We start from the raw sequence: 24140 nt of genomic DNA on the forward strand, positions 1-24140 counted from the left end.
GGCTTGCTGGCGATGGCAATTTCGAGAACGCCATCGCCAGCAAGCCGGCTCCTACAGAGGTTGTGTGTTGACTAAGTACCGTGCATCAACAGCACTTCGGCCCACCTTTGCCACCGTAACGGGCTTCCTGACGTTCACGGAAGAACATCTCGTAGCTCATTACCGGTTTGTCCGGGTGTTTGGTTTGCATGTGCTCGACGTAATTGTCGTAGTCGGGCATGCCGACCATCAGGCGCGCGGCCTGACCGAGGTATTTACCGAGGCGACTCAGATCATTGAACATGCTGCATTCCTCGATCAAGCATCCGGCAGTGCCTGGAATGGCGATTCTTTATCCGTGCGTTCTTTTTTACCCCAGGAGGCAATGCCGACCTTGAGTGCATAGAACAGGATGCTGAACACCACGAACAGGAACAGCGCAGTCAGTGTTGCGTTGGTATAGGCGTTGAAGATCACGTGCTGCATCTGCGTGATGTCCTTGGCCGGGGCGAGGATCTGACCGTTGGCCAGCGCGTCGCTGTATTTCTTCGCGAGCGCCAGGAAGCCGATCGCCGGGTTGGCGTCGAACAGCTTGATGAAGCCCGCCGTGGTGGTGCAGATCAGCAGCCATGTCGCTGGCACCAAGGTCACCCAGATGTAGCGCTGGCGTTTCATTTTGATCAGCACGACGGTGCCGAGCATCAGCGCGATACCGGCCAGCATCTGGTTGGAGATACCGAACAGCGGCCACAAGGTGTTGATGCCACCCAGCGGATCGATCACACCCTGGTACAGCAGCCAGCCCCACATGGCCACGCAACCGGCGGTCGCGATCAGGTTGGCGGTCCAGGATTCGGTGCGTTTGAGCGCCGGTACGAACGAACCGAGCAAATCTTGCAGCATGAAGCGACCGGCACGAGTACCGGCGTCCACCGCCGTCAGGATAAACAGCGCTTCAAACAGAATCGCGAAGTGGTACCAGAACGCCATGGTGTTTTCACCCGGCAACACACTGTGCAGGATCTGCGCAATACCGACCGCCAAGGTCGGCGCACCGCCGGCACGGGCCAGGATGGTGGTCTCACCGATGTCGTGGGCCACCGCCTGCAGGGCTTCCGGAGTAATCGCAAAGCCCCAACCGCTGACTGCCTGCGCCACTGCCACCACATCACCGCCGACCACGGCGGCCGGGCTGTTCATGGCGAAGTACACGCCTGGCTCGATCACCGAGGCAGCGACCATGGCCATGATCGCCACGAACGATTCCATCAGCATGCCGCCGTAGCCGATGTAACGGGCGTTAACCTCGTTATCCAGCAATTTCGGCGTGGTGCCGGAGGAGATCAGTGCATGGAAACCGGATACCGCGCCACAGGCGATGGTGATGAACAGGAACGGGAACAACCCGCCCTTCCACACCGGTCCGGTGCCGTCGATGAACTGGGTCACTGCCGGCATTTTCAGCTCGGGCATGGTCACCAGGATGCCGATTGCCAAGGCGATGATGGTGCCGATTTTCAGGAACGTGGAGAGGTAGTCACGGGGTGCCAGAATCAGCCACACCGGCAGAACGGCAGCGACGAAACCGTAACCAATGAGCATCCAGGTAATCTGCACACCAGTGAAGCTGAACGTCTTGGCCCACACTGGATCAGCGGCAATCTGCCCGCCCAGCCAGATCGAACCCAGTAGCAGCAATACACCGATCACGGAGATCTCGCCGATGCGACCCGGACGGATGTAGCGCATGTAAATGCCCATGAACATCGCGATCGGGATGGTCGCCATTACTGTGAAGATGCCCCAAGGGCTTTCAGCCAGGGCCTTGACCACGATCAGCGCCAGCACCGCGAGGATGATGATCATGATCAGGAAGCAGCCGAACAGCGCGATGGTGCCAGGGATGCGGCCCATCTCTTCACGGACCATGTCGCCCAGGGAGCGACCGTTGCGACGGGTGGACATGAACAGGACCATGAAGTCCTGAACGGCACCCGCCAGCACCACACCGGCAATCAGCCACAGCGTACCGGGCAAGTAGCCCATCTGCGCCGCCAGGACCGGACCAACCAGTGGCCCCGCGCCGGCGATGGCCGCGAAGTGGTGACCGAAGAGGATATGCTTGTTGGTTGGAACGTAGTCCAGACCGTCATTGTTGAGTACGGCGGGAGTTGCCCGACGCGGGTCGAGTTGCATCACATGGTTGGCGATGAACAGACTGTAGTAGCGATACGCAACCAGATAGATGGCCACTGCCGCGACCACAATCCACAAGGCGTTGATTGCCTCACCTCGGCGCAATGCCACGACACCCAAGGCGCACGCACCTATGATTGCCAGCACCAGCCAGGGCAGATGGCGTAGCGGGCTATTATTATTTTTCATTTTATGATTCCAGCCAGAGTGGACAAGAAAGACAGCCACTGCGAGTTTAGCTCTACTGACGGCAAAGGCCATACCCCCCACACTGATCTGGACGCTTGTGTGTCCTGGCAGCCGCTGACAATGCCGGTCTATAGTCAGCGTACATTTCCGAGGATCGCGCCATGAGCGAGCACCCAGCCGAACGTCGCCGCTTCAAACGTATTGAGTTCGATGCCCGAACCGAGCTGATTCAGGGGGGTTTTATCTGGCCGGTGAAGCTGATTGACCTGTCTCTCAAGGGTTTGCTGATCGAGCGTCCGGAGCCATGGCTGGGGGATCGGGAGAAGGATTTTTCAGTCGACATTCATTTGAACGATGACAACGAAATCAGGATGGATGTGCATCTGACCCACGAAGATCACGGCCAGTTGGGCTTCGTCTGCCTGCACATCAGTCTGGAGTCCATTGAGCGGCTGCGGCGGTTGATCGAGCTCAATCTTGGAGACCAGGCGGAACTTGAACGAGAGCTGGGCGCCCTGATCGAGGCATGAACGCTGTTGTAGGAGCTGCCGCAGGCTGCGATCTTTTGATCTTGGGATTTTTCAAAATCAAAAGATCGCAGCCTGCGGCAGCTCCTACAGGGGATCGGGTTATTCGAAGAGTGCGTCGAGAGCCTGTTCAAGCCGGGTTACCGCAATAATCTGCAACCCCGGTGGTGCCTCTTTCGGCGCATTGCCCTTCGGCACGATGGCGCGCTTGAAGCCATGCTTGGCCGCTTCTTTCAGGCGCTCCTGGCCACTCGGCACCGGACGCACTTCGCCGGAAAGTCCCACCTCACCGAACACCAGCAGATCGTGGGGCAGCGGCCGATTGCGCAAGCTGGACATCACCGCCGCCATCAACGCCAGGTCGGAAGCCGTTTCCAACACTTTCACGCCGCCGACCACGTTGAGGAACACGTCCTGATCGTGGGTAGGAATTCCGCCGTGACGGTGCAGGACCGCCAGCAACATCGCCAGTCGGTTCTGATCCAGGCCCAGCGTTACCCGACGCGGGTTGGCCAGATGACTGTCATCCACCAATGCCTGGACTTCCACCAGCATCGGCCGAGTCCCTTCCCACGTCGCCATGACCACACTCCCCGGGACTTCTTCCTGAGCACGGGTCAGAAAAATCGCCGAAGGGTTTGAGACTTCTTTCAGGCCCTTGTCGGTCATGCCGAACACACCCAGTTCGTTAACTGCACCGAAACGGTTTTTCACCGCCCGCAGCAGACGCAAACGCCCATCGGATTCGCCTTCAAAATACAGAACCGTGTCGACCATGTGCTCCAGAACGCGGGGACCGGCCAGCGCACCTTCTTTGGTTACATGGCCCACCAGGAAAATCGCCGTGCCGCTCTGCTTGGCGTAGCGCACCAGCAGCGCCGCGCTTTCGCGAACCTGGGACACGCCACCCGGGGCAGATTGCAGTTGCTCGGTAAAAATCGTCTGGATCGAGTCGATCACCATGACCTTGGGCTTTTCCAGGCGAGCCGTGGCGATGATGGTTTCGATACAGGTCTCGGTCATCACCCGCAGTTGATCCTGAGGCAACCCCAGACGGCGGGCGCGCATGGCCACTTGCTGCTGGGACTCTTCGCCGGTGACGTACAGCGCCGGCATGACCTTGGCGAGGTTGCACAAGGTCTGCAACAGAATGGTCGACTTGCCGATACCGGGGTCACCACCGATCAGCACCACCGAACCGTCGACCAAGCCACCACCCAGCACTCGATCCAGCTCGCTGGACGCCGTGGAAAAGCGTGGAATCTCCTCGACACTGACTTCGGCCAGGGTCTTGATCTGCGCCTGCTGACCAGTCCAACCGGTGCGGCCGCTCGGCGCCGCTGCCCCGCCACTTTCCACCATGGTTTCGGTCAGGGTGTTCCAGGCGCCGCATTCACTGCACTGGCCGGCCCACTTCGGGAAGGTTGAGCCGCACTCGGTGCAGCCGTACATGCGCTTGGCCTTGGCCATCTGAACTCCCGGCAAAAACCGCGATGATAGCGCAGGTGGACCGGGTCAGCGCGGCGGAGTTACCGAACCGATTTAAAACATACAACTTCCTTCAATAATTTTACCGTCCTACCCAGGCTTCATGATTACATCCTGTACAAACTTTCCCAGCAATGCTCGGGACGCTGCTAATTAACCTATACAAACCCGTGACGATTTAAACCAATTCGTACAACCTATATATAGGCAACTATCAATTAGCCACTATCAAAGCAACATACGCACTCACCCTCGATTTAAATACAACTCAGCCTTTGCGATCAAACTCGCAATCTTGCAAATGGAGTTTCATTTCCCCCTGACTTTAGCAAACTTCGATTTCCCTCGAAAAAAGTCACTTTGGTCGCAGATAAAGAAGGTAGGCGACCACTAATCGTCATTACGAGAACTGGTCGTCGCCCTCAATCTTGCTCGCTCCGCAGTGATGGCACTTTGTAAACTTTTTCGCGCAATGCAGGTCGATAGCAGGCGACTCTGTAAGCTGGTGTGTCGAGCAAGATGCGTTTTGCTGATTTACACTGCGTTCCACCAACCTCATCTGTAACAAGGAAATAACCTATGGGCGTGATAAGTGAGTTCAAGGCCTTCGCGGTCAAAGGCAACGTGATCGACATGGCCGTCGGCATCATCATCGGCGCCGCCTTCGGCAAGATCGTCACCTCGTTTGTCGGTGACGTGATCATGCCGCCAATCGGGCTGTTGATCGGTGGGGTGGACTTCAGTGACCTGGCCATTACGCTCAAAGCTGCCAGCGGCGACGCCCCGGCGGTGGTGCTGGCGTACGGTAAATTCATCCAGAGCCTGATCGACTTCATCATCGTCGCCTTCGCGATCTTCATGGGCATCAAAGCCATCAACCAACTGAAGCGTGAAGAAGCCGTCGCTCCTACCCTGCCGCCGGTTCCGACTAAAGAAGAAGAACTGCTCGGGGAAATTCGCGACCTGCTCAAGGCCCAGAACAATCGGCCTGGACCGCTTTAGCGGAACAGAAAACGGCGCCCTCTGGCGCCGTTTTTTTTTACCAGAAGTTTTCCACGGCCACCTGACCGGGCCGTCGGCTGAGACTCAAATGCATGTCGCGCTGTTTGAGCAACTTGCGCGTGTCATCGATCATTTGTGGGTTGCCGCACAGCATGACCCGCGAATGCTCGGGCGTCAGCGCCACTCCGGCCGCTCGCTCCAGCTCGCCATTTTCGATCAACGTCGTAATCCGTCCATTCAGGGCGCCGGGATGTTGCTCACGCGTGACTGTGTTGATGAGCTGCAACTTGTGCGCGTATTCCGCCAGGTAGTCGCGCTGCGTCAGCCCGGCGATCAGTTCTTGATACGCCAGCTCGCGGGACTCACGAACGCTGTAGACAAGAATGATTCGTTCGAATTTTTCCCATACCTCGAAGTCCTGCAGGATCGACAAAAATGGCGCGATCCCCGTGCCTGTGGATAACAACCACAGATCCCGTCCGTCGACGAAACGATCGAGCGTCAGGTAGCCATAGGCCTGGCGATCAACCAGCAACGTATCGCCGACGTCCAGCCGACTCAGTTCACTGGTGAACTCACCACCCGGAACCACAATGGAGAAGAACTCGAGAAACTCGTCAAAGGGCGATGAAACCATCGAATAGGCGCGCCAAACCGTGCTGCCGTCAGCTTTGGTCACACCCAGGCGTGCAAATTGCCCCGCGCGAAATCGAAAGCCCTTGTCCCTGGTGGCGCGCAGGGTAAACAGGTTCGGCGTCAGTGGCTGGACGTCCAGCAAGGTCTGGCGAGTAAATTTCTCTTCACTGGCAGTCATGGGCGGCTCCGTTCAACGAATAGCCGCAGTGTCTCGCAAAGAGGACGCCATAAACACCGATGTTTTGTAGTGCTTTTTAGACAAGGACTCTTATTCTCATTTGTTTTGGAAAATAATTAGCAAGTAATTTGCTAACCAAACAGTTAATCGTGAGGGGAACGCGATGAGATTAGTATCGACATACAAGTTATCTTTTTTCTGCCATGGGATTAGAACCGGATACTGCTTTACAAAACTCGAACAAAACAAAAAATTCTCAACGTGACCATAGGAAACATCCTACACTCCAGCTCGCGCAGACCCGTTGGATCCAATGCGCCCTTTAAGCATCATTTTATAGATGGAGTCCATAATGGAACGGTGGAAGGAGCTGCAACTTATACAGTTATCCGATACAACCGAAATGGAGAGTGCCTACAGAATCTCATTGAGTTTCGCGAAAAACATCGGGTTCAAATTTTTCGCCTTTTCAACAAGTTACCCAACAAAAAATGAGCAGTTTCATACTCTTCGGTTCAACAATTATCCAACCGACTGGAACACTGAATACGAGAAAAAGAAGTACGCTGCGAGCGACCCGGTAGTGGCGCATTGCAATCATTCCGTACTCCCCATTCTTTGGAGTGAAGAACTTTTCAGCAATGCACCCTTTCTATGGGATGCCATGGAAACCAAAGGATTACAGCATGGCTGGTCCCAAGCCGTTCATGACGAGGAAACCGGCCTGTGCAGCATTCTGAGCCTGGCGAGAAGCCACTGCCCGGTCAGCGCCTGGGAGCTGTATGAGAATCTCGGTTTCTCCGTGTTCATTGGGCATCACCTGCATAAATTGATTGCGCAAACGCTGCCCAAGGCACCTGCCAAACCGGCTGCGCCGCATTTATCGCCAAGGGAAGTCGACGTATTGAAACTGGCAGCGGATGGCAAAACGGCCTATGAGAGCGCCAGAATTCTCAATCTCAGCGCACGCACCATCAATTTCCATGTCCAGGAAGCCATTCGCAAACTGGGGGTCAACAACAAGGTTTCGGCCGTCATCGCCGCCGTCAAGGCCGGCTATCTCAACAGCGGAGCGATGCGCTGAGCAGAAAAACCTGCGGGTAATCCGACTCAAAAAAACGTACCATTCGCGGTCCCATCCTGAGTGATGTCGTGTGAACTCCCGCGACGAAGTCCGCTCGGGCGGCCCCGCCCGCAAGACGCCTCTGGCCGCGGGATACCCCGTTGATTACCCTGAGCCCCACCCCATGCCACTGCTCGAAACCCCTTTCGCCAGCCTCGACCTGATCCGCCAGCCCGAACAGCAGAACGAACCCCTGCAAGCCTTTGACGCGGCAGATGAGTACCTGCTCAGTCATCTGGCCGAACAGCAGCCTGCGGCCGAGCTGCGGGTGCTGGTACTGAATGACAGTTTCGGCGCTTTGGCCGCCAGCCTGGCGGGCAAGGTCAACGTGGTCAGCAGCGGCGATTCGTTTCTGGCCGCTCAGGGATTGGAAAAGAATCTCGCCCGCAATGGAATGGCGTTTGATGCGGTAACGCACATACCGTCCAGTGAAGCCCTGGCGGGGCCATTTGATCGGGTGCTGATCCGGGTACCGAAGACACTGGCGCTGCTCGAAGAACAACTGATCCGCCTGCAAGGCCAACTGGCACCCGGCGCACAAGTGATTGCCGGCGCGATGATCAAGCACCTGCCACGTGCCGCAGGTGATCTGCTGGAGCGCTATATCGGCCCGGTTCAAGCCTCGCTGGCGGTGAAGAAGGCCCGACTGCTGATTGCCACCGCTGAAGCCAAAGCACCGGTCACATCGCCCTACCCGACCCGCTATCGCCTCGACACACCTGCGATCGAATTGCTTAACCACGCCAACGTGTTCTGCCGTGAAGGCCTGGATATCGGCACGCGGGCGTTTTTACCGCACTTGCCGAAAGGCCTCGGTTCAGCACGGGTCGCTGACCTCGGTTGCGGCAACGGTGTGCTGGCTATCGCCAGTGCGCTGCAAAACCCCGACGCCCATTACACGCTGGTGGACGAATCGTTCATGGCGGTGCAATCGGCCGCCGAAAACTGGCATGCGGCGCTGGGTGACCGGGAGGTGACCGTGCGCGCCGGCGATGGACTCGCCGGGCAGGAACCGCAGTCGCTGGACGTGGTGCTGTGCAATCCTCCCTTTCACCAGCAACAAGTGGTCGGCGACTTCCTCGCCTGGCGCATGTTCCAGCAAGCACGGGATGCGCTGGTGGTGGGCGGTGCGCTGTACATCGTCGGCAACCGCCACTTGGGTTATCACAGCAAACTCGCGCGCTTGTTCCGCGGTGTCGAGCAAGTGGCGGCCACACCGAAATTCGTGATTCTCAAAGCCCGCAAATAACGACAAAAAAACCCTCCGTCAGGAGGGTTGTCAATCCGTGCTGCAAGGCAACGGGATGGGATGTCAGGTCTATCAGTGAGTCGTCAGGCCAGCAGCGTTCATGAACATCCGCATCAGGCTGGCGACGATGAACAGTGCACCGACGCTGCCAGCCCAGATCATGGCCAGCCAGCCGAGCCGCTGCCACAGCGGTTTTTTTTCGGCTTGTTGAATGTCGTGCAGGGATGGTTTGTTGGTCATTGCTTCAATCCTCCAGTAAGGATAGATGGCGCCTTTGAGGACGCCATCGCGAGCAGGCTCGCTCCCACATTTTCTTGCGCTGCAGCCTAGTGGTAGCCATCTTCGTGGGTGACCTTGCCGCGGAACACGTAGTAGCTCCAGAAGGTGTAGCCCAGGATGAACGGGATGATGAACAGCGTGCCCACCAGCATGAAGCCCTGGCTTTGTGGCGGCGCGGCGGCGTCCCAGATCGAGATCGACGGCGGCACGATGTTCGGCCACAGGCTGATGCCCAAACCGCTGTAGCCGAGGAAGATCAACACCAGCGTCAGCAGGAACGGTGTGTAATTCGCGTTGCGAGCCACTGCGCGGATCAGGCCGTACAAGGTCACCAACACCAGAATCGGTACCGGCAGGAACCAGAACAGGTTTGGCAGGGTGAACCAGCGAGCGGCGATTTCGGCGTGGGCCAGTGGGGTCCAGATGCTGACGACGCCAATCACCGCCAACAGAACAAACGCCAGTGGCCGCGCCAGGTCGTGCATCTGCTCCTGCAGTTTGCCTTCGGTTTTCATGATCAGCCAGGTGCAGCCAAGCAGCGCATAGGCCACCACCAGCGCGGCACCGCAGAACATGGTGAACGGCGTCAACCAGTCGAGTGAGCCACCGGCGAACTGGCGATTGACCACCGGCAAGCCATCAATGAAAGCGCCCAGTGCCACACCCTGGAAGAACGTCGCGGCCACCGAACCACCGATGAACGCCTTGTCCCAGAGGTGGCGCTTGTCGTCCTTGGCCTTGAAGCGGAACTCGAACGCCACACCGCGGAAGATCAGCCCGATCAGCATGAAAATCAGCGGCAGGTACAACGCCGAGAGCACCACCGAATAGGCCAGCGGGAAAGCGCCGAATAATGCCGCTCCGCCCAATACCAGCCAGGTTTCATTGCCGTCCCAGACCGGGGCGACGGTGTTCATCATCACGTCGCGATCGGTCTTGCCGGGGATGAACGGGAAAAGAATCCCGATGCCCAGGTCGAATCCGTCCATGACGACGTACATCATGATGCCGAAGATGATGATCACGGCCCAGATCAGCGGAAGATCAATACCCATGATTCAAATCTCCTTGGTCACGACGTGGTCGGTATCGGCATGCTCGTCATCGGCTGCGGAGAGCGGACGCGCCGGTGTGCGTTTCTGGCCGGGGCCACCGTCGTTGGTTTCCTTGCCTTCGTCGATCTTCGGCCCTTTGCGCACCAGGCGCATCATGTAGCCCAGACCGGCACCGAACAGCGCGAAATACACCACCACAAACAGGATCAAGGTGATGCTCATCTGCATGAAGCTGTGGTTGGACGACGCATCCGCCGTGCGCATCAATCCGTAGACCACCCACGGCTGACGACCGATTTCAGTGGTGAACCAGCCGGCGAGAATCGCAACCAGGCCGGACGGCCCCATCCACAACGCCAGGTACAGGAACGGGCGCGAGGTATACAGCTTGTCGCGCTTGCGCAGCCACAGGCTCCACAACCCGGTGAAGATCATCAGGAAACCGAGGCCGACCATGATCCGGAACGACCAGAACACGATGGTCGAATTCGGCCGGTCTTCCGGCGGGAATTCCTTGAGCGCCGGCACCTGTTTGTCCAGCGAGTGGGTCAGGATCAGACTGCCCAGGTACGGGATCTCGACGGCGAATTTGGTTCTCTCTTCTTTCATGTCCGGCCAGCCGAACAGTATCAACGGCGTCGCCTCGTTGCCTTTGTTTTCCCAGTGGCCCTCGATCGCGGCGATTTTTGCCGGTTGGTGCTCGAGTGTATTGAGGCCGTGGAAGTCACCGATGACTGCCTGGATCGGCGCCACGATCAGCGCCATCCACATCGCCATCGAGAGCATGGTGCGGATCGCCGGGTTGTCCTTGCCGCGCAGCAAATGCCAGGCCGCCGAGGACCCGACGAAGAATGCGGTCGCGACGAACGCCGCCGTGGCCATGTGCATCAGGCGATACGGGAACGACGGGTTGAAGATCACTGCGAGCCAGTCGGTGGGGATGACCTGACCGTTGATGATTTCGAAGCCTTGCGGGGTCTGCATCCAGCTGTTGGACGCGAGAATCCAGAAGGTCGAGATCAGCGTGCCGATGGCGACCATGACCGTGGCGAAGAAGTGCAAGCCGCGCCCGACCTTGTTCCAGCCAAACAACATGACGCCGAGGAAACCGGCCTCCAGGAAGAAAGCAGTCAGCACTTCGTATGTCAGCAGCGGCCCGGTCACGGAACCGGCGAAGTCGGAGAAGCGGCTCCAGTTGGTGCCGAATTGATAGGCCATGACCAGACCGGACACCACACCCATGCCGAAGTTGACGGCAAAGATCTTCGACCAGAAATGGTAGAGGTCACGGTAAGTATCGTTATGGGTTTTCAGCCACAAGCCTTCAAGTACCGCCAGGTAACTCGCCAGGCCAATGGTGATGGCAGGGAACAGGATGTGGAATGAGATGGTGAACGCGAACTGAATTCGGGCGAGATCAAGTGCCTCTAAACCGAACATAAGTCTTCCTCTGTCAGGTAGTACGGCTGCCGGCTGGAGGCCTGCATCCTCGGCCCCACGAATATGGAGTGCGGCGAATCTCTATTTGTTCTTTTTTTCTACGCATCACAACGCAGGGAGTCTGGCCTTACGGCCACCAAACCAATTCCTGCGGAGGGTTTTGATCTGGATCAAGCAACGTTGAAAGAGTAGTCCCATTTCCGGGGATGAACCGCGTGGTCTTTTGCCGCGTGACAAGTTGCCTCATAGGGCTGTGGTATTTACTGTGGCGAGCGAGCTTGCTCGTGCTCGACTGCGCAGCAGTCGTCATATCGATAAATGCGGTTTACCTGAAGCGCCGAAATGTCAGGGTTTGAGGCCGCTTCGCAGCCTGACGGGAGCAAGCGCCCTCGCCACAGGAATCTGGCCCAGCAGATGATCGGTACCTAGCTAACTAAATTTTCTGTCACCGCAACTTCCTGTTACAGGTTGGTGATAATCTCGCCCTTCCCCTCCCGCAGATCTGCCCTCAAATGCCCAGCCAAGAGCCCTTGCTGTTACGTCATCACCGCCCTTTCATCGCCTTTTGGCTGGCACGGGTTTTTACCGCCAGCGGTTTTCAGATGCTCACCGTGGCCATTGGCTGGAACCTCTACCAGCTGACCGGCAACGTGCTGGATCTAGGCCTGGTCGGGCTGGTGGAGTTCGCGCCGCGGGTGCTGTTCATGCTGCACACCGGGCATGTCGCCGACCGCTATGACCGGCGCAAGGTCGCAGCGATCTGCCAGTCCGTGCAGGCGTTGATCGCCCTGTCGCTGGCCATCGGCAGCGCGACCGACCATGTCACCCGGGAAATGATCTTCATCCTCGCGTTCCTGCTGGGCGCCGCCCGTTCCTTCGAAATGCCGACCACTCAGGCCTTGTTGCCGAGTATCGTCCCCAGCGCGCTGTTCCCCCGCGCTGTTGCCGCCGCGCAATCGGCCCAGCAATCGGCGACCATCGTCGCCCCGGCCCTCGGCGGTTTGCTCTATGCCTTCGGCAGCGTCTGGGTCTACGGCCCGACGGTGATCCTGTACATCATTGCTTGTTCGCTGATGCTCAACCTGCCCGCCCGGCAAACGCCGCTGAACAAGGGCAAGGCCACTCTGGATTCGCTGCTGGCCGGCATTCGCTTCATTCGCAGCCGTCCGGACATCCTCGGGGCGATTTCCCTCGATCTGTTCGCCGTCCTGCTCGGTGGCGCGACGGCGTTGCTGCCGGTATTCGCGAAGGACATTCTGCTGACCGGCCCGTGGGGCCTGGGGCTGCTACGATCGGCACCGGCGGTGGGGGCGCTATTGATGTCGCTGTTCCTCGCGCGATTTGCCGTGGAACGCAACGTCGGGCGGGTGATGTTCACCGCCGTGGGTGTGTTCGGCGTGGCGACTATCGCCTTCGGTCTGTCGACCTCGTTCTGGTTCTCCCTGGCCGTGCTGGTGGTGCTGGGCGCGGCAGACATGATCAGCATGGTGATCCGTGCGTCTTTCGTACAACTGGAAACCCCGGACGAAATGCGCGGTCGGGTCAGCGCCGTCAACGGTCTGTTCATCGGCGCTTCCAACCAGTTAGGCGAATTCGAATCCGGCCTGACCGCCCACTGGTTCGGCACCGTGCCGGCGGTGGTCATGGGCGGCATCGGTACGCTGGTGGTGACCGGAACCTGGATCAAACTCTTCCCGACCCTGGCCAACCGCGACCGGATGCATGTGCCGAAGGAAGAGGTGAAGGCTGACGCCGTCTAAACCACCAACTCCCCCGCCACCGCCGCCCGCGCGGCTTTGCCGCAGAGCTGTTCCACCAGCGTCAGGGCAAACGCCAGCGCGGCGCCCGAGCCTTGGGCGGTGATGCAGTTGCCATCGACCACCACCGGTTGGTCGACAAAGTTGCAGCCAGACAGTTGATGGCTGGCCGACGGCAGGCACGTCATGCGTCGCTGGCGCAATACGCCAAAGGCTTGCAGCGCCAGTGCCGGGGCTTCGGCGATGCCGGCGAACAGGCGACCGGCTGCGGCCTGATCCTTGATCAGTTGTTGCAAGGGTTGATGGGCTGCCAAATGCTGCGCCCCGACGGCACCGCCGGGCAGAACGATCAGATCGAATGGCTGGGCCAGCAAATCCACCAGCATCGCATCGGTCGTCAGGCGAGTGCCGCGGGCGCAGGTGAGCATGCGTCGCCCTTCGATGCTGGCCACTACCACTTCCACTTTGGCGCGGCGTAGCACATCGACCAGGGTCACTGCTTGCAGATCATCGATGCCCTCGGCGAGGGTAATCAAAGCTCTAAAGGTCATGAGTGCAATCCACGGAATGATCTTTAAAGCGTAGTCAGCTTTCCCTGCCCTTGTTCGAGCCCAGCCGTTACTTGATGTAAAGCTGCGTCGACATGGTGTTGCCCGGCGCGTTGATCGACGTGTTGCTGAAGGTAAAGGTGCCTTCCTGCTTGCCCGCCAGATCGAAGATATAGAGATAGCCGACGGTTTTTTTACCGACGCTGCATTCGGTCAGGTTGCCGTTATCAAAAGCACAGACCGGCGTACGTGTTCCGTTGACGTCAAAACCATCCAGGGCAACGTGCGCCTTGCGACCGTAGCCAACTTCCAGCACGAAAATCCGGATGTTCGGGCCGGTGTGATTGCAGCGCGTCTGTTCCTGCCCTTCGGCAATGTCTTCATAGCCACAGGCCGGCGATTCAACCTTGAGCACTTTCACTTGGGTCAATGGCGCAGCAGATGCCGCCAGGGCTGACTGAGTCCCCAAGGCCATCAAAATCGCCAAGCTGATCAACAGACGCTTTTTCATGCAAAAACCCATCCCCAAAACCAGCGCGCAGTATGGCCGGTTTGGGTTAAACGCAAAACATCGACGACGATCACCGCCATAAGCAGCCATAACCCTGTGCTACTGGTATGATGCGCGGCTTTTTCCGACCCACAGAAAATTCCCGGGCGCCTGCAGTGGTCTGTGCTTTGCTGTTGAGGTCGATACATTCACGGCGCCGGGCGCGCCACGGGGAGCAGACATGCTGGAAAGGCTGTTTCAACTCAAGGCACACAACACCAACGTACGCACCGAGATTCTGGCGGGCGTCACGACCTTTTTGGCCATGGCCTACATTTTGTTCGTCAACCCGAGCATCCTCGGCGAGACCGGTATGGACAAGGGCGCGGTGTTCGTCGCCACCTGCCTGGCAGCCGCCATCGGCTCGACGGTCATGGGCCTGATCGCCAACTACCCGATCGCCCTCGCACCGGGCATGGGCCTGAACGCCTTCTTCACCTACACCGTGGTCCTGCACATGGGCCACACCTGGCAAGTGGCGCTGGGTGCGGTGTTCATCTCGGCCGTGTGCTTCTTCCTGCTGTCGATCTTCCGCATCCGTGAATGGATCATCAACAGCATCCCGCTGCCGCTGCGCTCGGCGATTGCTGCCGGTATCGGTTTGTTTCTGGCACTGATTGCCCTGCACAACGCCGGTATCGTGGTCAGCAACCCGGCGACCATGGTTGGCCTCGGCGACCTGAAACAACCGGCTCCGATTCTCGCCACCCTCGGCTTTGCCCTGATTGTCGCGCTTGAAGCCCTTGCCGTGCGCGGTGCGGTGCTGATCGGCATTCTGGTGGTGACCATCGCTTCCATCGCCTTGGGCTTCACTCCATTCGGTGGCGTGATGTCGATGCCGCCTTCGCTGGCCCCGACCTTCCTGCAACTGGACATCAAGGGCGCACTGGACATCGGTCTGGTCAGCGTGATCTTCGCCTTCCTGTTCGTTGACCTGTTCGACAACTCCGGCACCCTGATCGGCGTCGCCAAGCGCGCCGGCCTGATGGGCAAGGACGGCCACATGCCGAAAATGGGCCGTGCGCTGATCGCCGACAGCACTGCCGCCATGGCCGGTTCCCTGCTGGGCACCTCGACCACCACCAGCTACATCGAATCCGCCGCCGGCGTGAGTGCCGGTGGCCGCACCGGCCTGACCGCCGTTGTCGTTGCGTTCCTGTTCCTGCTGGCGCTGTTCTTCTCGCCACTGGCCGCCAGCGTTCCTGCTTTCGCCACTGCACCGGCCCTGCTGTTCGTCGCCGTGCTGATGACATCCGGTCTGGCCGAAATAGACTGGGACGACATCACCGTTGCCGCGCCGGTGGTGATCACCGCCCTGGCGATGCCGTTCACTTACTCCATCGCCAATGGCATCGCTTTCGGTTTCATTGCCTGGACCGCCATCAAGTTGATGTCCGGTCGCGGCCGTGAGCTGAACCCGGCGCTGGTGATCCTGTCGATTCTGTTCGTGATCAAACTGGGTTGGTTCAACGCATGACTTTTGATTCCCAGGCCTACGCCGTTCAGCTCGAAGAAAAGGTCACGCGTTTGCGTGACCTGCTGGCCCCGTTCGATGCACCGCAGCCGAGCGTCTTTGATTCGCCGCTGCAGAACTTCCGTCTGCGCGCCGAATTCCGACTGTGGCGCGAAGCCGGCGAGCGTCACTACGCGATGTTTTCCCAGGAAGACAAACGCACGCCGATCCTGATCGAAGAATTCCCGATCGCCAGCCTGCGCATCAACCAGTTGATGCCGCAGCTCAAGGCCGCATGGCAAGCCAGTTCGGCGTTGAGCCACAAGCTGTTTCAGGTGGAGTTCCTGACCACCCTGGCCGGCGATGCGATGATTACCCTGTGTTATCACCGTCCGCTGGATGAGCACTGGCATGCAGCAGCCTCAAAGCTGGCGACGGACCTGAACGTCAGCATCATCGGCCGCTCCAAGGGCAAGCGCGAAGTCATCGGTCATGATTATGTGGTCGAGAAGCTGGAAGTCGGCGGCCGCACCTTCAGCTACCGCCAGCCGGAAGGCGCGTTCACCCAGCCCAACGGCACGGTGAACCAGAAGATGCTGAATTGGGCGTACGACGCGCTCGGCGATCGTCCGGACGACTTGCTGGAGTTGTATTGCGGCAATGGCAACTTCACCCTGCCGCTCGCCACCCGTGTGCGCAAAGTGCTGGCCACCGAAATCAGCAAGACTTCGGTCAACGCAGCCTTGAGCAACCTCAGCGAAAACGCTGTGGATAACGTCACGCTGGTCCGGCTGTCCGCCGAGGAACTGACCGAAGCGCTGAACGAAGTGCGGCCGTTCCGCCGCCTGCACGGCATCGATCTCAAGAGCTACGAATTCGGCAGCGTCTTCGTCGACCCGCCCCGCGCCGGCATGGACCCGGACACCTGCGAGCTGACTCGTCGCTTCGACAACATCCTGTACATTTCCTGCAACCCGGAAACCCTGGCGGCCAACATCGCCCAACTGCACGACACCCACCGCATCACCCAATGCGCGATGTTCGACCAGTTCCCGTGGACCCATCACATGGAATCCGGGGTGTTGTTGACCCGGCGCTGATTGCAGATGCCAGACACAAAAAAGCCGTCATCACGACGGCTTTTTTGTCGGCGTAATCCCGAAAAACGATCCAATCCCTGTAGGAGCTGCCGCAGGCTGCGATCTTTTGATCTTGCTTTAAAAAATCAAAGTCAAAAGATCGCAGCCTGCGGCAGCTCCTACAGGTTGCTTTATCGGATCACCCCGGCTGATTTTTTCGAAACTCGGTCGTGGTAATGCCCTTGTATCCCCAGTTATCCGTATCGATTTCCTCGATCACGATGTGGGTCAGTTCCGGCGGCTTGCCGAGGACGCGTTGCAAAGTCTCGGTGATTTCAGCGATGACCTGGGCTTTCTGCTCCCGGGTAACGCCGTCACGGGTGATACGTACGCTGACGAAAGGCATGCTTCTTCTCCTGCTCGGCTGATTAAGAAAGGCTTACCACGTGAACTCACTGTATCTGTGTGCCGGCATCTGATAAATACTGATTCAGACACTTCATTTGATCCCCGGTGTAATCAATCATGCAGCGACAATTTGACGATCTTCAGCTGGGCAGCATCGAACTGTTCTGCCTGGCCGCAGAAGCTGGCAGCTTCACCGCGGCGGCGCTGGTAGCGGGTGTCACCCCGGCCGCGGTGAGCCGTTCGGTGTCACGCATGGAAGAACGCCTGGGCGTGCGATTGTTCGCCCGTACCACCCGCAGCGTCAAATTGACTGACAGCGGTCGTCGCTATTACGAGGAATGCCGACAGGCACTGGCGCAACTGGTCGAAGCCCAGCGCGAAGTCATGGGTCAGCAGCAAGTGCCTTCCGGGACCTTGCGTATCAGTATTCCGACCACCTACGCCCACCATCGAATCCTGCCGTTGCTGCCAGCGTTTCGTGCGCGGTTTCCGGCGGTGAAGGTCGAGTCGCACATCAGCAACCGCAATATCGATTTCGTCGGTGAAGGCTATGACATGGCCATTCGCGTCCGCGCGATTCCGGATTCCGGCCTGATCGCGCGGCAACTCGAAGACGGCGTGCTGGTGATGATTGCCAGCCCGGACTACCTCAAGCGTGCCGGCACGCCGCAAACCCTCGACGACTTGCAACAGCACGAATGCATTCAGTACGAACTGCCCAGCAGCGGCCGGCGCATTGCCTGGTTGTTCAATGACAACGGAGTTGAGAGGGAGATTCTGGCCGAGGGCAACTTCAGCTGCTCCGACGATGTATTGGGTGGCGTGACCCTGGCGAAACACGGGGCGGGGTTGTTTCAAACCTATCGCTTTATCGTCGAGAAGGAATTGGCCGATGGTTCGCTGGTGGAAGTGCTAAAGCCTTATGGCGGGCGCTCGCGGCCGTTTACTTTGCTTTATCCGCAGAGCCGGCATATGCCTCTGCGATTGCGGGCCTTCATTGATTTTTTGGTTGAGCATTTGCCTCGTTAAAAGATCGCAGCCTGCGAAAGCTCCTACAGGGGAACGCGTTTCAAATGTAGGAGCTGCCGTAGGCTGCGATCTTTTTATGTCCGATCACCGCACACAATACGCCCACTAACCGCCTCTTCAATTGACCAAACTAACTAGCTAGTACAATTTATCTCCACAGGCTGAAAACCTCGGCCAACGCCAAAAATAATAAGTGGAGAAAGTTCGATGTCCCCCATCATTCTGGTGCTCAACGGCCCGAATCTGAATCTGCTGGGCACCCGTGAACCGGCGACTTACGGCCACGAAACCCTGGCTGATATTTCCGCCATGTGCGGCCGCGCCGCAGAAGAGTTCGGCCTGGCAGTGGAGTTTCGCCAGACCAACCACGAAGGCGAATTGCTCGACTGGATTCACGCCGCCCGCAAGCGTTGCGCCGGGATCGTGATCAACCCGGCAGCCTGGACCCACACCTCGGTGGCGATCCGTGATGCGCTGGTTGCCAGCGAATTGCCGGTGATCGAAGTGCACCTGTCCAACGTCCACGCCCGCGAACCGTTCCGTCATCACTCCTTCGTCTCGGGCATTGCCACCGCGGTACTGGCCGGTTTCGGCAGCCATGGCTATCGCCTGGCACTGGAGCATTTCAGCCAACGTCTGAAGGGTTGAACGTCATGAATCAGAACCAAACGGTATTGGCCGGACTGATCGGCGCCGGCATCCAGGCTTCTCGCACCCCGGCGTTGCACGAGCATGAAGGCGATGCCCAGGGTTTGCGTTACCTCTATCGCCTGATCGACCTCGATCAACTGAAACTCGACTGCAACGCCCTGCCCGACCTGCTGATGGCTGCCGAACGCATGAATTTCACCGGCCTGAACATTACGTTTCCGTGCAAGCAGGCGATCATCCCGCTGCTCGACGAATTGTCGCCAGAAGCCCGGGGTATTGGTGCGGTAAACACCGTGGTGCTGAAGGACGGCAAACGCATCGGCCACAACACCGATTGCCTGGGCTTTGCCGAAGGTTTTCGCCGTGGCTTGCAGGGCGTTGCCGTTGAGCGCGTCGTCCAAATGGGCGCCGGTGGCGCTGGTGCGGCAGTGGCCCACGCGTTATTGAGCGAAGGCGTACAACAGCTGAGCATTTTCGACGTGGAAATCAGCCGTGCGCAGAGCCTGGCGGACAATCTGAATCAGCATTTCGGCAGCGGCCGCGCAGTGGCCGGTCACGACCTGGCACTGACGCTGGCCGAGGCTGACGGCCTGGTGAACACCACGCCCATGGGCATGAAAAAACTGCCGGGCATGCCCGTGCCTGTGGAGTTGCTGCGGGCGGAGCTGTGGGTGGCGGAGATTGTTTACTTTCCGCTGGAAACCGAACTGCTGCGCAACGCCCGCGCCCTGGGCTGCCGCACCCTGGATGGCGGCAACATGGCTGTGTTTCAGGCGGTGAAAGCGTTCGAATTGTTCAGCGGCGTGGTGCCGGATGTTCAGCGGATGCTGGCGCATTTTCAGAGCATGAATGGCTGACGTAACCTGTAGGAGCCGGCTCGCTGGCGATGGCGATCGTACAGACGCAATCGCCAGCAAGCCGGCTCCTACAAAGGCGCTTCACACAGCTGAATCAGGCCTGCAGATATCGCAGAACGGACTCGCAAATCATCTCCCGATGACGCTGCTTGATGCTTTCGTCCGGCAAGTCGATCTGAAAAATCTCACCAAAGGTATGGCGGTTCGAGACGCGATAGAAGCAGAACGAGCTGATCAGCAAATGCACGTCCAACGGATCAAGCCCGGTGCGGAACAACCCTTCCTCGGCACCGCGACGCAAAATTTCGCCCAGTGAATCGAGGATGGTGTTGTTCATCGCCTTGATCGCATCGGAGCGCTTCACAAATTCGGCGTTGTGAATGTTCTCGATGCTGACGATACGCACGAAATCGACATTGCGGTCATGGTGATCGAAGGTAAATTCCACCAACCGACGAATCGCCTCTACCGGTGCCAGTTCGGCCAGATGCAGGCGGTTTTCGGTATTGCGGATGTCGCCGTAGAGTTTCTCAAGCACCTCGACGTAGAGCTGTTCCTTGCTGCCGAAGTAGTAATAGATCATGCGCTTGGAGGTATGGATACGCTCGGCGATCGCATCGACGCGAGCGCCGGAAAGCCCCTGCTGCACAAACTCGACAATAGCCTCTTGCAGGATATTTTCGCGGGTCTTTTCCGGGTTGTTCTTGCGACTCTTGCGCGGCTCGGCAAGCGGCTGGTCGGGCGTTACGGAGAGTTCTGGAATTATCGTCATTGCGGGCTCACGGCCGTCACTGCACAGGCTGGCGATTATGGGCTGCGCCGCACACTGAAGGAAGCCGTGCGGCAGCGGATTACCCCCGCGGTTACGAATTTCCTACAACTTTGCCTGACGGACGGCACCACTGCGGGATTTGGCCATGGCCGCCAGTCGTACCGCGACGTTGGCCGCACCGTAACCGGCATAGCCGCTCTTGCGCTGGATGATCTCAAAGAAGAATCGCCCTTCAAACGGCTCGGTATAAACGTGGAACAGTTCGCCACCCTGGGCATCGCGGTCGTACAGCACGTTGTAATAAGCCAGTTCGCTGAGGAACTCGTCGTCGAAATCGAAGCGCGCGGCCAGGTCGTCGTAGTAATTGAGCGGGATATCCAGCAGCGGTACGCCCGCCTCTTTCGCACGACTGACTTCGGCAAAGATATCGTCGCAATCGAAGGCGATGTGATGCACGCCGGAACCGCGATAACTCGACAGCGCGTGTGAGATCGCGGTGTTGCGGTTCTCGGAAATGTTCAGTGGCAGGCGAATCGAGCTGTCTCGACTGCGCAGTGCACGGCTCTTCACCAGACCATACGGGTCGGGCAACACCACTTCGTCGTCGGCCTCGAAATCCAGCAGGCTCTTGTAGAACAGCACCCAACTGTCGAGGCTGTCGGCCGGCAGCGCCATGGCCATGTGGTCGATGCGCTTGAGGCCGCCAGTGCTCACTGCGTTCGGCTGCAGATTGAAGTCGGTGCCGTAGACGTCGGCGTCCTGATCCACCAGGTAAATCAGGCTGCCATCCGGCGCGCGTACAGCGGCGAGTTCCAGTTCATTGGGGCCGACCAATCCGCGATACGGCTGACCTTTGTAGGCCACGGCCCGAGCCAAGGCACTGGCGCTGTCCTTGACCCGCACGGCCGTGGCGCACAGCGATGGACCGTGCGCCTCGAAAAAGCTGTGGCCGAATGAATAAGGCTCGGAGTTGAGAATCAGGTTGATATCGCCCTGACGCAACAGGCTGACGCTCTTGGAGCGATGCTGGCCGGCCTTGACGAAGCCCAGGCGTTCCAGCCAATGGGAGAGTTTGGCACCGAGGCTTTCGTCCACGGCAAATTCGAGAAACTCGATGCCGTTGTATTCGCTGGCTTTGGGCGTCTCGAACAGAATTTCCGGATGGCCGGCAGGCTTGGCTTCCTGCGCCAGACGCTCGCGGGTTTTCTCTTCGAGGTACAGCAACGAACGCAAACCGTCGGCGGCGTTGGCCCGTGGCGGTGCGGCGCGGAAGCCGTCGTTGAAGATTTCCAGCGACAGCGGCCCGGTATAGCCACTCTTGATGATCGGCGCGAGGAAACCCGGCAAATCGAACTCGCCCTGGCCCGGGAAGCAGCGGAAATGCCGGCTCCACTCCAGCACGTCCATAGCCAGGATCGGCGCGTCGGCCATTTGCACGAAGAAGATCTTGTCGCCAGGAATGTCGGCGATAGCGCTCGGGTCGCCCTTGAGCGACAAGGTGTGGAAGCTGTCGAGCAACACGCCCAGGCTCGGGTGATCGGCCTGACGGACGATGTTCCACACCTGTTGATAGGTGTTTACGTGACGGCCCCAGGCCAGCGCTTCATAGCCGATGCGCAGGCCTCGCGCGCCGGCGTGCTCGGCCAGCAGACGCAAGTCGTCGACCAGAATCTGTTCATCACCGATGGAATCGGCCGAGGCGTTGCTGCACACCAGCACCAGGTCGGTGCCCAGCTCCTGCATCAGGTCGAACTTGCGTTCGGCCCGCTCCAGGTTGCGCGACAGACGGTCACGGCGGCAGCCTTCGAAATCCCGGAACGGTTGAAACAGGGTGATGGCGATCCCGAGATCGGCGCACATCTGTTTAATTTCCCGCGGGCTACCGTCGTAGTAGAGAAGGTCGTTTTCGAAAATCTCGACGCCGTCGAAACCGGCGGCGGCAATGGCTTCGAGTTTTTCCGGCAGGGTACCGCTCAAGGATACGGTGGCAATGGAACGCTGCATATTTCGACTCCCGGTGATGGAGGCAATCTTGTTAGGGACATCGCACGCTTGGCTCTTTGTAGGAGATTGCGTTTAGCTTTGATTGAATTATTGGCCTGACGATCCTTCTCGGCAATTTAAAGTGTACTACCCGGTTAGTTTTGCGTGCGATTATCGAACGAAATGGCCTTTGGCGAATTGACGATTTTTCGTCCACTGCTCAACATCAACACCACATTGAGCCGGGTCGACAACCCTTCAGCTCGGTTACCAAAGACCCGGAACACCACATAAAAATAATCGGTGGACTACATGACTCCTTCTCAAAGTTCTCCCGTGGAGCGCTCCTCCATGACTACTGCCACTGGCGGCATCGGCGACAAAATCCGCGGCGCCATGGCGGTCGGCAAGACCCGTTGGGGCATGCTGGCACTGGTGTTTTTCGCCACCACCCTGAACTACATCGACCGCGCCGCCCTCGGCGTCATGCAGCCCATCCTGGCCAAGGAAATGAGCTGGACGGCGATGGACTACGCCAACATCAACTTCTGGTTCCAGGTCGGTTACGCCATCGGTTTCGTGCTGCAAGGCCGCTTGATCGACCGGGTCGGCGTCAAGCGCGTGTTCTTCTGCGCCGTGCTGCTCTGGAGCCTGGCGACTGGCGCCCATGGCCTGGCTACTTCGGCGGTTGGCTTCATGGTCTGCCGCTTCATCCTCGGCCTGACCGAAGCCGCCAACTACCCGGCCTGTGTGAAAACCACTCGCCTGTGGTTCCCGGCCGGTGAACGTGCGGTGGCCACCGGCATTTTCAACGCCGGGACCAACGTCGGCGCAATGTTCACCCCGATGCTGCTGCCGCTGATCCTTCACGTGTGGGGCTGGCAGGCCGCGTTCCTGTGCATGGCGTCACTGGGCGGGATCTGGTTGCTGTTCTGGGGCCTGAAGTACTTCAACCCGGAAGATCACCCGAGCGTCAAACAGTCGGAACTGGACTACATCCAGAACGAAGTCGAACCGGAACAAACCCGCGTACCGTTCTCGAAAATCCTGCGCATGCGCGGCACCTGGGCCTTTGCCCTCGCCTACTCGATCACCGCGCCGGTGTTCTGGTTCTACCTGTACTGGCTGCCACCGTTCCTCAATCAGCAATACAACCTGGGCATCAACGTGACCCAAATGGGTATCCCGCTGATCATCATCTACCTCACCGCCGACTTCGGCAGTGTCGGTGGCGGGATTCTGTCCTCGTTCCTGATCGGCCGCGGTGTCAACCCGATCAAGGCGCGACTGATGTCCATGTTCCTGTTCGCCTGCTGCATCATCGGCGTGATCATGGCGGCCGGCTCCAGCAACCTGTGGGTCGCAGTGGCCGCCATCTCCTTGGCCATCGGTGCGCACCAGGCCTGGACCGCGAACATCTGGAGCCTGGTGATGGACTACACGCCCAAGCACATGATGAGTACGGTGTTCGGCTTCGGCGGCATGTGTGCCGCGATTGGCGGGATGTTCATGACCCAACTGGTCGGCCACATCCTGACTATCACCAACAACAACTACACCGTGCTGTTCACCATGATTCCGGCGATGTACTTCATTGCGCTGACCTGGATGTACTTCATGGCACCGCGCAAGATTCCGAAAATCGAAGACTGATGTTCCCTCGGCGCAGGCCCGGTTTCGGGCCTGCGCTTTTTTTGTGCCTGCGTTTTATG

Annotated in this window: 23 protein-coding genes; 11 read left to right on the top strand and 12 right to left on the bottom strand. The window is 58.8% G+C overall.

Annotated elements, in window-relative coordinates; genetic code table 11:
- Nucleotides 1-85: 85 nt before the first annotated feature.
- Nucleotides 86-283 carry a YbdD/YjiX family protein gene (locus KGB21_RS14110; RefSeq protein WP_007895266.1) on the bottom strand — a complete coding sequence of 66 codons (198 nt, stop codon included), beginning with the start codon at nt 281-283 and terminating at the stop codon, nt 86-88.
- 14 nt (nt 284-297) lie between these two features.
- Nucleotides 298-2364, bottom strand: coding sequence for a carbon starvation CstA family protein (locus KGB21_RS14115; RefSeq protein ID WP_223505450.1), 2067 nt, complete (start codon nt 2362-2364; stop codon nt 298-300).
- Nucleotides 2365-2525: 161 nt separating this feature from the next.
- Here KGB21_RS14115 and KGB21_RS14120 point away from each other — a divergent pair, with 161 nt between their 5' ends.
- On the top strand, nt 2526-2894 hold the full coding sequence (locus tag KGB21_RS14120) for a PilZ domain-containing protein (RefSeq protein WP_034148204.1): 369 nt from the start codon (nt 2526-2528) through the stop codon (nt 2892-2894).
- Nucleotides 2895-2993: 99 nt separating this feature from the next.
- Here the strand turns inward: KGB21_RS14120 and radA are convergent, their stop codons facing one another.
- Nucleotides 2994-4361 carry a DNA repair protein RadA gene (radA, locus tag KGB21_RS14125; RefSeq protein ID WP_034148203.1) on the bottom strand — a complete coding sequence of 456 codons (1368 nt, stop codon included), beginning with the start codon at nt 4359-4361 and terminating at the stop codon, nt 2994-2996.
- A gap of 597 nt (nt 4362-4958) precedes the next feature.
- On the opposite strand from radA, the gene mscL reads away from it, so the two are divergent.
- The gene (mscL, locus tag KGB21_RS14130) at nt 4959-5381 is read left to right on the top strand and encodes a large-conductance mechanosensitive channel protein MscL (protein ID WP_034148202.1); all 423 of its coding nucleotides are present in this window, start codon (nt 4959-4961) and stop codon (nt 5379-5381) included.
- 37 nt (nt 5382-5418) lie between these two features.
- Here mscL and KGB21_RS14135 read toward each other — a convergent pair whose 3' ends face one another.
- Entirely contained in the window at nt 5419-6195 is a 777-nt protein-coding gene (locus KGB21_RS14135; RefSeq protein WP_034148201.1) for a ferredoxin--NADP reductase, read from the bottom strand.
- Between the two features lie 352 nt (nt 6196-6547).
- Between KGB21_RS14135 and KGB21_RS14140 the strand changes: the two genes are divergently transcribed.
- Both KGB21_RS14140 and KGB21_RS14145 read left to right on the top strand, forming a co-directional pair.
- On the top strand, nt 6548-7279 hold the full coding sequence (locus KGB21_RS14140; protein WP_223505451.1) for a helix-turn-helix transcriptional regulator: 732 nt from the start codon (nt 6548-6550) through the stop codon (nt 7277-7279).
- Nucleotides 7280-7442: 163 nt separating this feature from the next.
- On the top strand, nt 7443-8567 hold the full coding sequence (locus KGB21_RS14145; protein WP_223505452.1) for a methyltransferase: 1125 nt from the start codon (nt 7443-7445) through the stop codon (nt 8565-8567).
- Between the two features lie 72 nt (nt 8568-8639).
- Here KGB21_RS14145 and KGB21_RS14150 read toward each other — a convergent pair whose 3' ends face one another.
- The 3 genes from KGB21_RS14150 to KGB21_RS14160 all read right to left on the bottom strand — a co-directional run bounded on the left by KGB21_RS14150 (nt 8640) and on the right by KGB21_RS14160 (nt 11341).
- Nucleotides 8640-8807, bottom strand: a complete 168-nt coding sequence (locus tag KGB21_RS14150; RefSeq protein WP_080757943.1) for a DUF2474 domain-containing protein — start codon at nt 8805-8807, stop codon at nt 8640-8642.
- 86 nt (nt 8808-8893) lie between these two features.
- On the bottom strand, nt 8894-9901 hold the full coding sequence (gene cydB / locus KGB21_RS14155) for a cytochrome d ubiquinol oxidase subunit II (protein ID WP_034148198.1): 1008 nt from the start codon (nt 9899-9901) through the stop codon (nt 8894-8896).
- Between the two features lie 3 nt (nt 9902-9904).
- Nucleotides 9905-11341, bottom strand: a complete 1437-nt coding sequence (locus KGB21_RS14160; RefSeq protein WP_034148197.1) for a cytochrome ubiquinol oxidase subunit I — start codon at nt 11339-11341, stop codon at nt 9905-9907.
- Between the two features lie 512 nt (nt 11342-11853).
- Here KGB21_RS14160 and KGB21_RS14165 point away from each other — a divergent pair.
- The gene (locus KGB21_RS14165) at nt 11854-13101 is read left to right on the top strand and encodes an MFS transporter (RefSeq protein WP_034148196.1); all 1248 of its coding nucleotides are present in this window, start codon (nt 11854-11856) and stop codon (nt 13099-13101) included.
- On the opposite strand, the gene KGB21_RS14170 is transcribed toward KGB21_RS14165, so the two are convergent.
- Nucleotides 13098-13649, bottom strand: a complete 552-nt coding sequence (locus KGB21_RS14170; protein ID WP_034148195.1) for a DJ-1 family glyoxalase III — start codon at nt 13647-13649, stop codon at nt 13098-13100. The genes KGB21_RS14165 and KGB21_RS14170 overlap by 4 nt on opposite strands.
- Before the next feature lie 67 nt (nt 13650-13716).
- Nucleotides 13717-14157 (bottom strand): DUF4879 domain-containing protein, encoded by a 441-nt coding sequence (locus KGB21_RS14175; protein ID WP_034148274.1) that lies wholly within the window; start codon nt 14155-14157, stop codon nt 13717-13719.
- 220 nt (nt 14158-14377) lie between these two features.
- Here KGB21_RS14175 and KGB21_RS14180 point away from each other — a divergent pair, with 220 nt between their 5' ends.
- Both KGB21_RS14180 and trmA read left to right on the top strand, forming a co-directional pair.
- Complete coding sequence (locus tag KGB21_RS14180) at nt 14378-15673, top strand: NCS2 family permease (protein WP_034148194.1); 1296 nt, start codon at nt 14378-14380, stop codon at nt 15671-15673.
- Nucleotides 15670-16749, top strand: a complete 1080-nt coding sequence (gene trmA / locus KGB21_RS14185) for a tRNA (uridine(54)-C5)-methyltransferase TrmA (protein WP_034148193.1) — start codon at nt 15670-15672, stop codon at nt 16747-16749. Before KGB21_RS14180 ends, trmA begins: the two co-directional genes overlap by 4 nt.
- A gap of 178 nt (nt 16750-16927) precedes the next feature.
- Here the strand turns inward: trmA and KGB21_RS14190 are convergent, their stop codons facing one another.
- Complete coding sequence (locus tag KGB21_RS14190) at nt 16928-17134, bottom strand: tautomerase family protein (RefSeq protein ID WP_034148192.1); 207 nt, start codon at nt 17132-17134, stop codon at nt 16928-16930.
- Nucleotides 17135-17253: 119 nt separating this feature from the next.
- On the opposite strand from KGB21_RS14190, the gene KGB21_RS14195 reads away from it, so the two are divergent.
- From KGB21_RS14195 to KGB21_RS14205, 3 genes are all read left to right on the top strand, one after another.
- Nucleotides 17254-18165: a LysR family transcriptional regulator gene (locus KGB21_RS14195; protein WP_034148191.1), complete on the top strand. Its 912-nt coding sequence runs from the start codon at nt 17254-17256 to the stop codon at nt 18163-18165.
- 207 nt (nt 18166-18372) lie between these two features.
- Nucleotides 18373-18813, top strand: a complete 441-nt coding sequence (gene aroQ, locus KGB21_RS14200) for a type II 3-dehydroquinate dehydratase (RefSeq protein ID WP_034148190.1) — start codon at nt 18373-18375, stop codon at nt 18811-18813.
- A 5-nt stretch (nt 18814-18818) separates the two neighbouring features.
- Complete coding sequence (locus KGB21_RS14205; RefSeq protein ID WP_223505453.1) at nt 18819-19673, top strand: shikimate dehydrogenase; 855 nt, start codon at nt 18819-18821, stop codon at nt 19671-19673.
- 94 nt (nt 19674-19767) lie between these two features.
- Here KGB21_RS14205 and KGB21_RS14210 read toward each other — a convergent pair whose 3' ends face one another.
- Together KGB21_RS14210 and quiC are read right to left on the bottom strand one after the other, a co-directional pair.
- Nucleotides 19768-20445 carry a TetR family transcriptional regulator gene (locus KGB21_RS14210; RefSeq protein ID WP_223505454.1) on the bottom strand — a complete coding sequence of 226 codons (678 nt, stop codon included), beginning with the start codon at nt 20443-20445 and terminating at the stop codon, nt 19768-19770.
- 102 nt (nt 20446-20547) lie between these two features.
- A complete protein-coding gene (gene quiC / locus KGB21_RS14215) occupies nt 20548-22449 on the bottom strand; it encodes a 3-dehydroshikimate dehydratase QuiC (protein WP_223505455.1) in 1902 nt (633 codons plus the stop codon).
- 330 nt (nt 22450-22779) lie between these two features.
- Between quiC and KGB21_RS14220 the strand changes: the two genes are divergently transcribed.
- Nucleotides 22780-24081, top strand: a complete 1302-nt coding sequence (locus KGB21_RS14220; protein WP_223505456.1) for an MFS transporter — start codon at nt 22780-22782, stop codon at nt 24079-24081.
- The last annotated feature ends 59 nt before the right edge of the window (nt 24082-24140 follow it).

It is taken from the genome of Pseudomonas sp. GL-RE-29 (genome assembly GCF_019947275.1).
Lineage (GTDB): Bacteria > Pseudomonadota > Gammaproteobacteria > Pseudomonadales > Pseudomonadaceae > Aquipseudomonas > Aquipseudomonas fluorescens_A.

Bases quoted from the DNA above. Each gene is read 5' to 3' on its own strand.
- aroQ (WP_034148190.1), top strand. From the start codon at position 18,373: ATGTCCCCCATCATTCTGGTGCTCAACGGCCCGAATCTGAATCTGCTG.
- KGB21_RS14140 (WP_223505451.1), top strand. From the start codon at position 6,548: ATGGAACGGTGGAAGGAGCTGCAACTTATACAGTTATCCGATACAACC.
- mscL (WP_034148202.1), top strand. From the start codon at position 4,959: ATGGGCGTGATAAGTGAGTTCAAGGCCTTCGCGGTCAAAGGCAACGTG.
- trmA (WP_034148193.1), top strand. From the start codon at position 15,670: ATGACTTTTGATTCCCAGGCCTACGCCGTTCAGCTCGAAGAAAAGGTC.
- KGB21_RS14165 (WP_034148196.1), top strand. From the start codon at position 11,854: ATGCCCAGCCAAGAGCCCTTGCTGTTACGTCATCACCGCCCTTTCATC.
- KGB21_RS14210 (WP_223505454.1), bottom strand. From the start codon at position 20,445: ATGACGATAATTCCAGAACTCTCCGTAACGCCCGACCAGCCGCTTGCC.
- KGB21_RS14195 (WP_034148191.1), top strand. From the start codon at position 17,254: ATGCAGCGACAATTTGACGATCTTCAGCTGGGCAGCATCGAACTGTTC.
- quiC (WP_223505455.1), bottom strand. From the start codon at position 22,449: ATGCAGCGTTCCATTGCCACCGTATCCTTGAGCGGTACCCTGCCGGAA.
- KGB21_RS14180 (WP_034148194.1), top strand. From the start codon at position 14,378: ATGCTGGAAAGGCTGTTTCAACTCAAGGCACACAACACCAACGTACGC.
- radA (WP_034148203.1), bottom strand. From the start codon at position 4,361: ATGGCCAAGGCCAAGCGCATGTACGGCTGCACCGAGTGCGGCTCAACC.
- cydB (WP_034148198.1), bottom strand. From the start codon at position 9,901: ATGGGTATTGATCTTCCGCTGATCTGGGCCGTGATCATCATCTTCGGC.
- KGB21_RS14150 (WP_080757943.1), bottom strand. From the start codon at position 8,807: ATGACCAACAAACCATCCCTGCACGACATTCAACAAGCCGAAAAAAAA.
- KGB21_RS14220 (WP_223505456.1), top strand. From the start codon at position 22,780: ATGACTACTGCCACTGGCGGCATCGGCGACAAAATCCGCGGCGCCATG.
- KGB21_RS14205 (WP_223505453.1), top strand. From the start codon at position 18,819: ATGAATCAGAACCAAACGGTATTGGCCGGACTGATCGGCGCCGGCATC.
- KGB21_RS14135 (WP_034148201.1), bottom strand. From the start codon at position 6,195: ATGACTGCCAGTGAAGAGAAATTTACTCGCCAGACCTTGCTGGACGTC.
- KGB21_RS14160 (WP_034148197.1), bottom strand. From the start codon at position 11,341: ATGTTCGGTTTAGAGGCACTTGATCTCGCCCGAATTCAGTTCGCGTTC.
- KGB21_RS14110 (WP_007895266.1), bottom strand. From the start codon at position 283: ATGTTCAATGATCTGAGTCGCCTCGGTAAATACCTCGGTCAGGCCGCG.
- KGB21_RS14120 (WP_034148204.1), top strand. From the start codon at position 2,526: ATGAGCGAGCACCCAGCCGAACGTCGCCGCTTCAAACGTATTGAGTTC.
- KGB21_RS14175 (WP_034148274.1), bottom strand. From the start codon at position 14,157: ATGAAAAAGCGTCTGTTGATCAGCTTGGCGATTTTGATGGCCTTGGGG.
- KGB21_RS14170 (WP_034148195.1), bottom strand. From the start codon at position 13,649: ATGACCTTTAGAGCTTTGATTACCCTCGCCGAGGGCATCGATGATCTG.
- KGB21_RS14145 (WP_223505452.1), top strand. From the start codon at position 7,443: ATGCCACTGCTCGAAACCCCTTTCGCCAGCCTCGACCTGATCCGCCAG.
- KGB21_RS14115 (WP_223505450.1), bottom strand. From the start codon at position 2,364: ATGAAAAATAATAATAGCCCGCTACGCCATCTGCCCTGGCTGGTGCTG.
- KGB21_RS14190 (WP_034148192.1), bottom strand. From the start codon at position 17,134: ATGCCTTTCGTCAGCGTACGTATCACCCGTGACGGCGTTACCCGGGAG.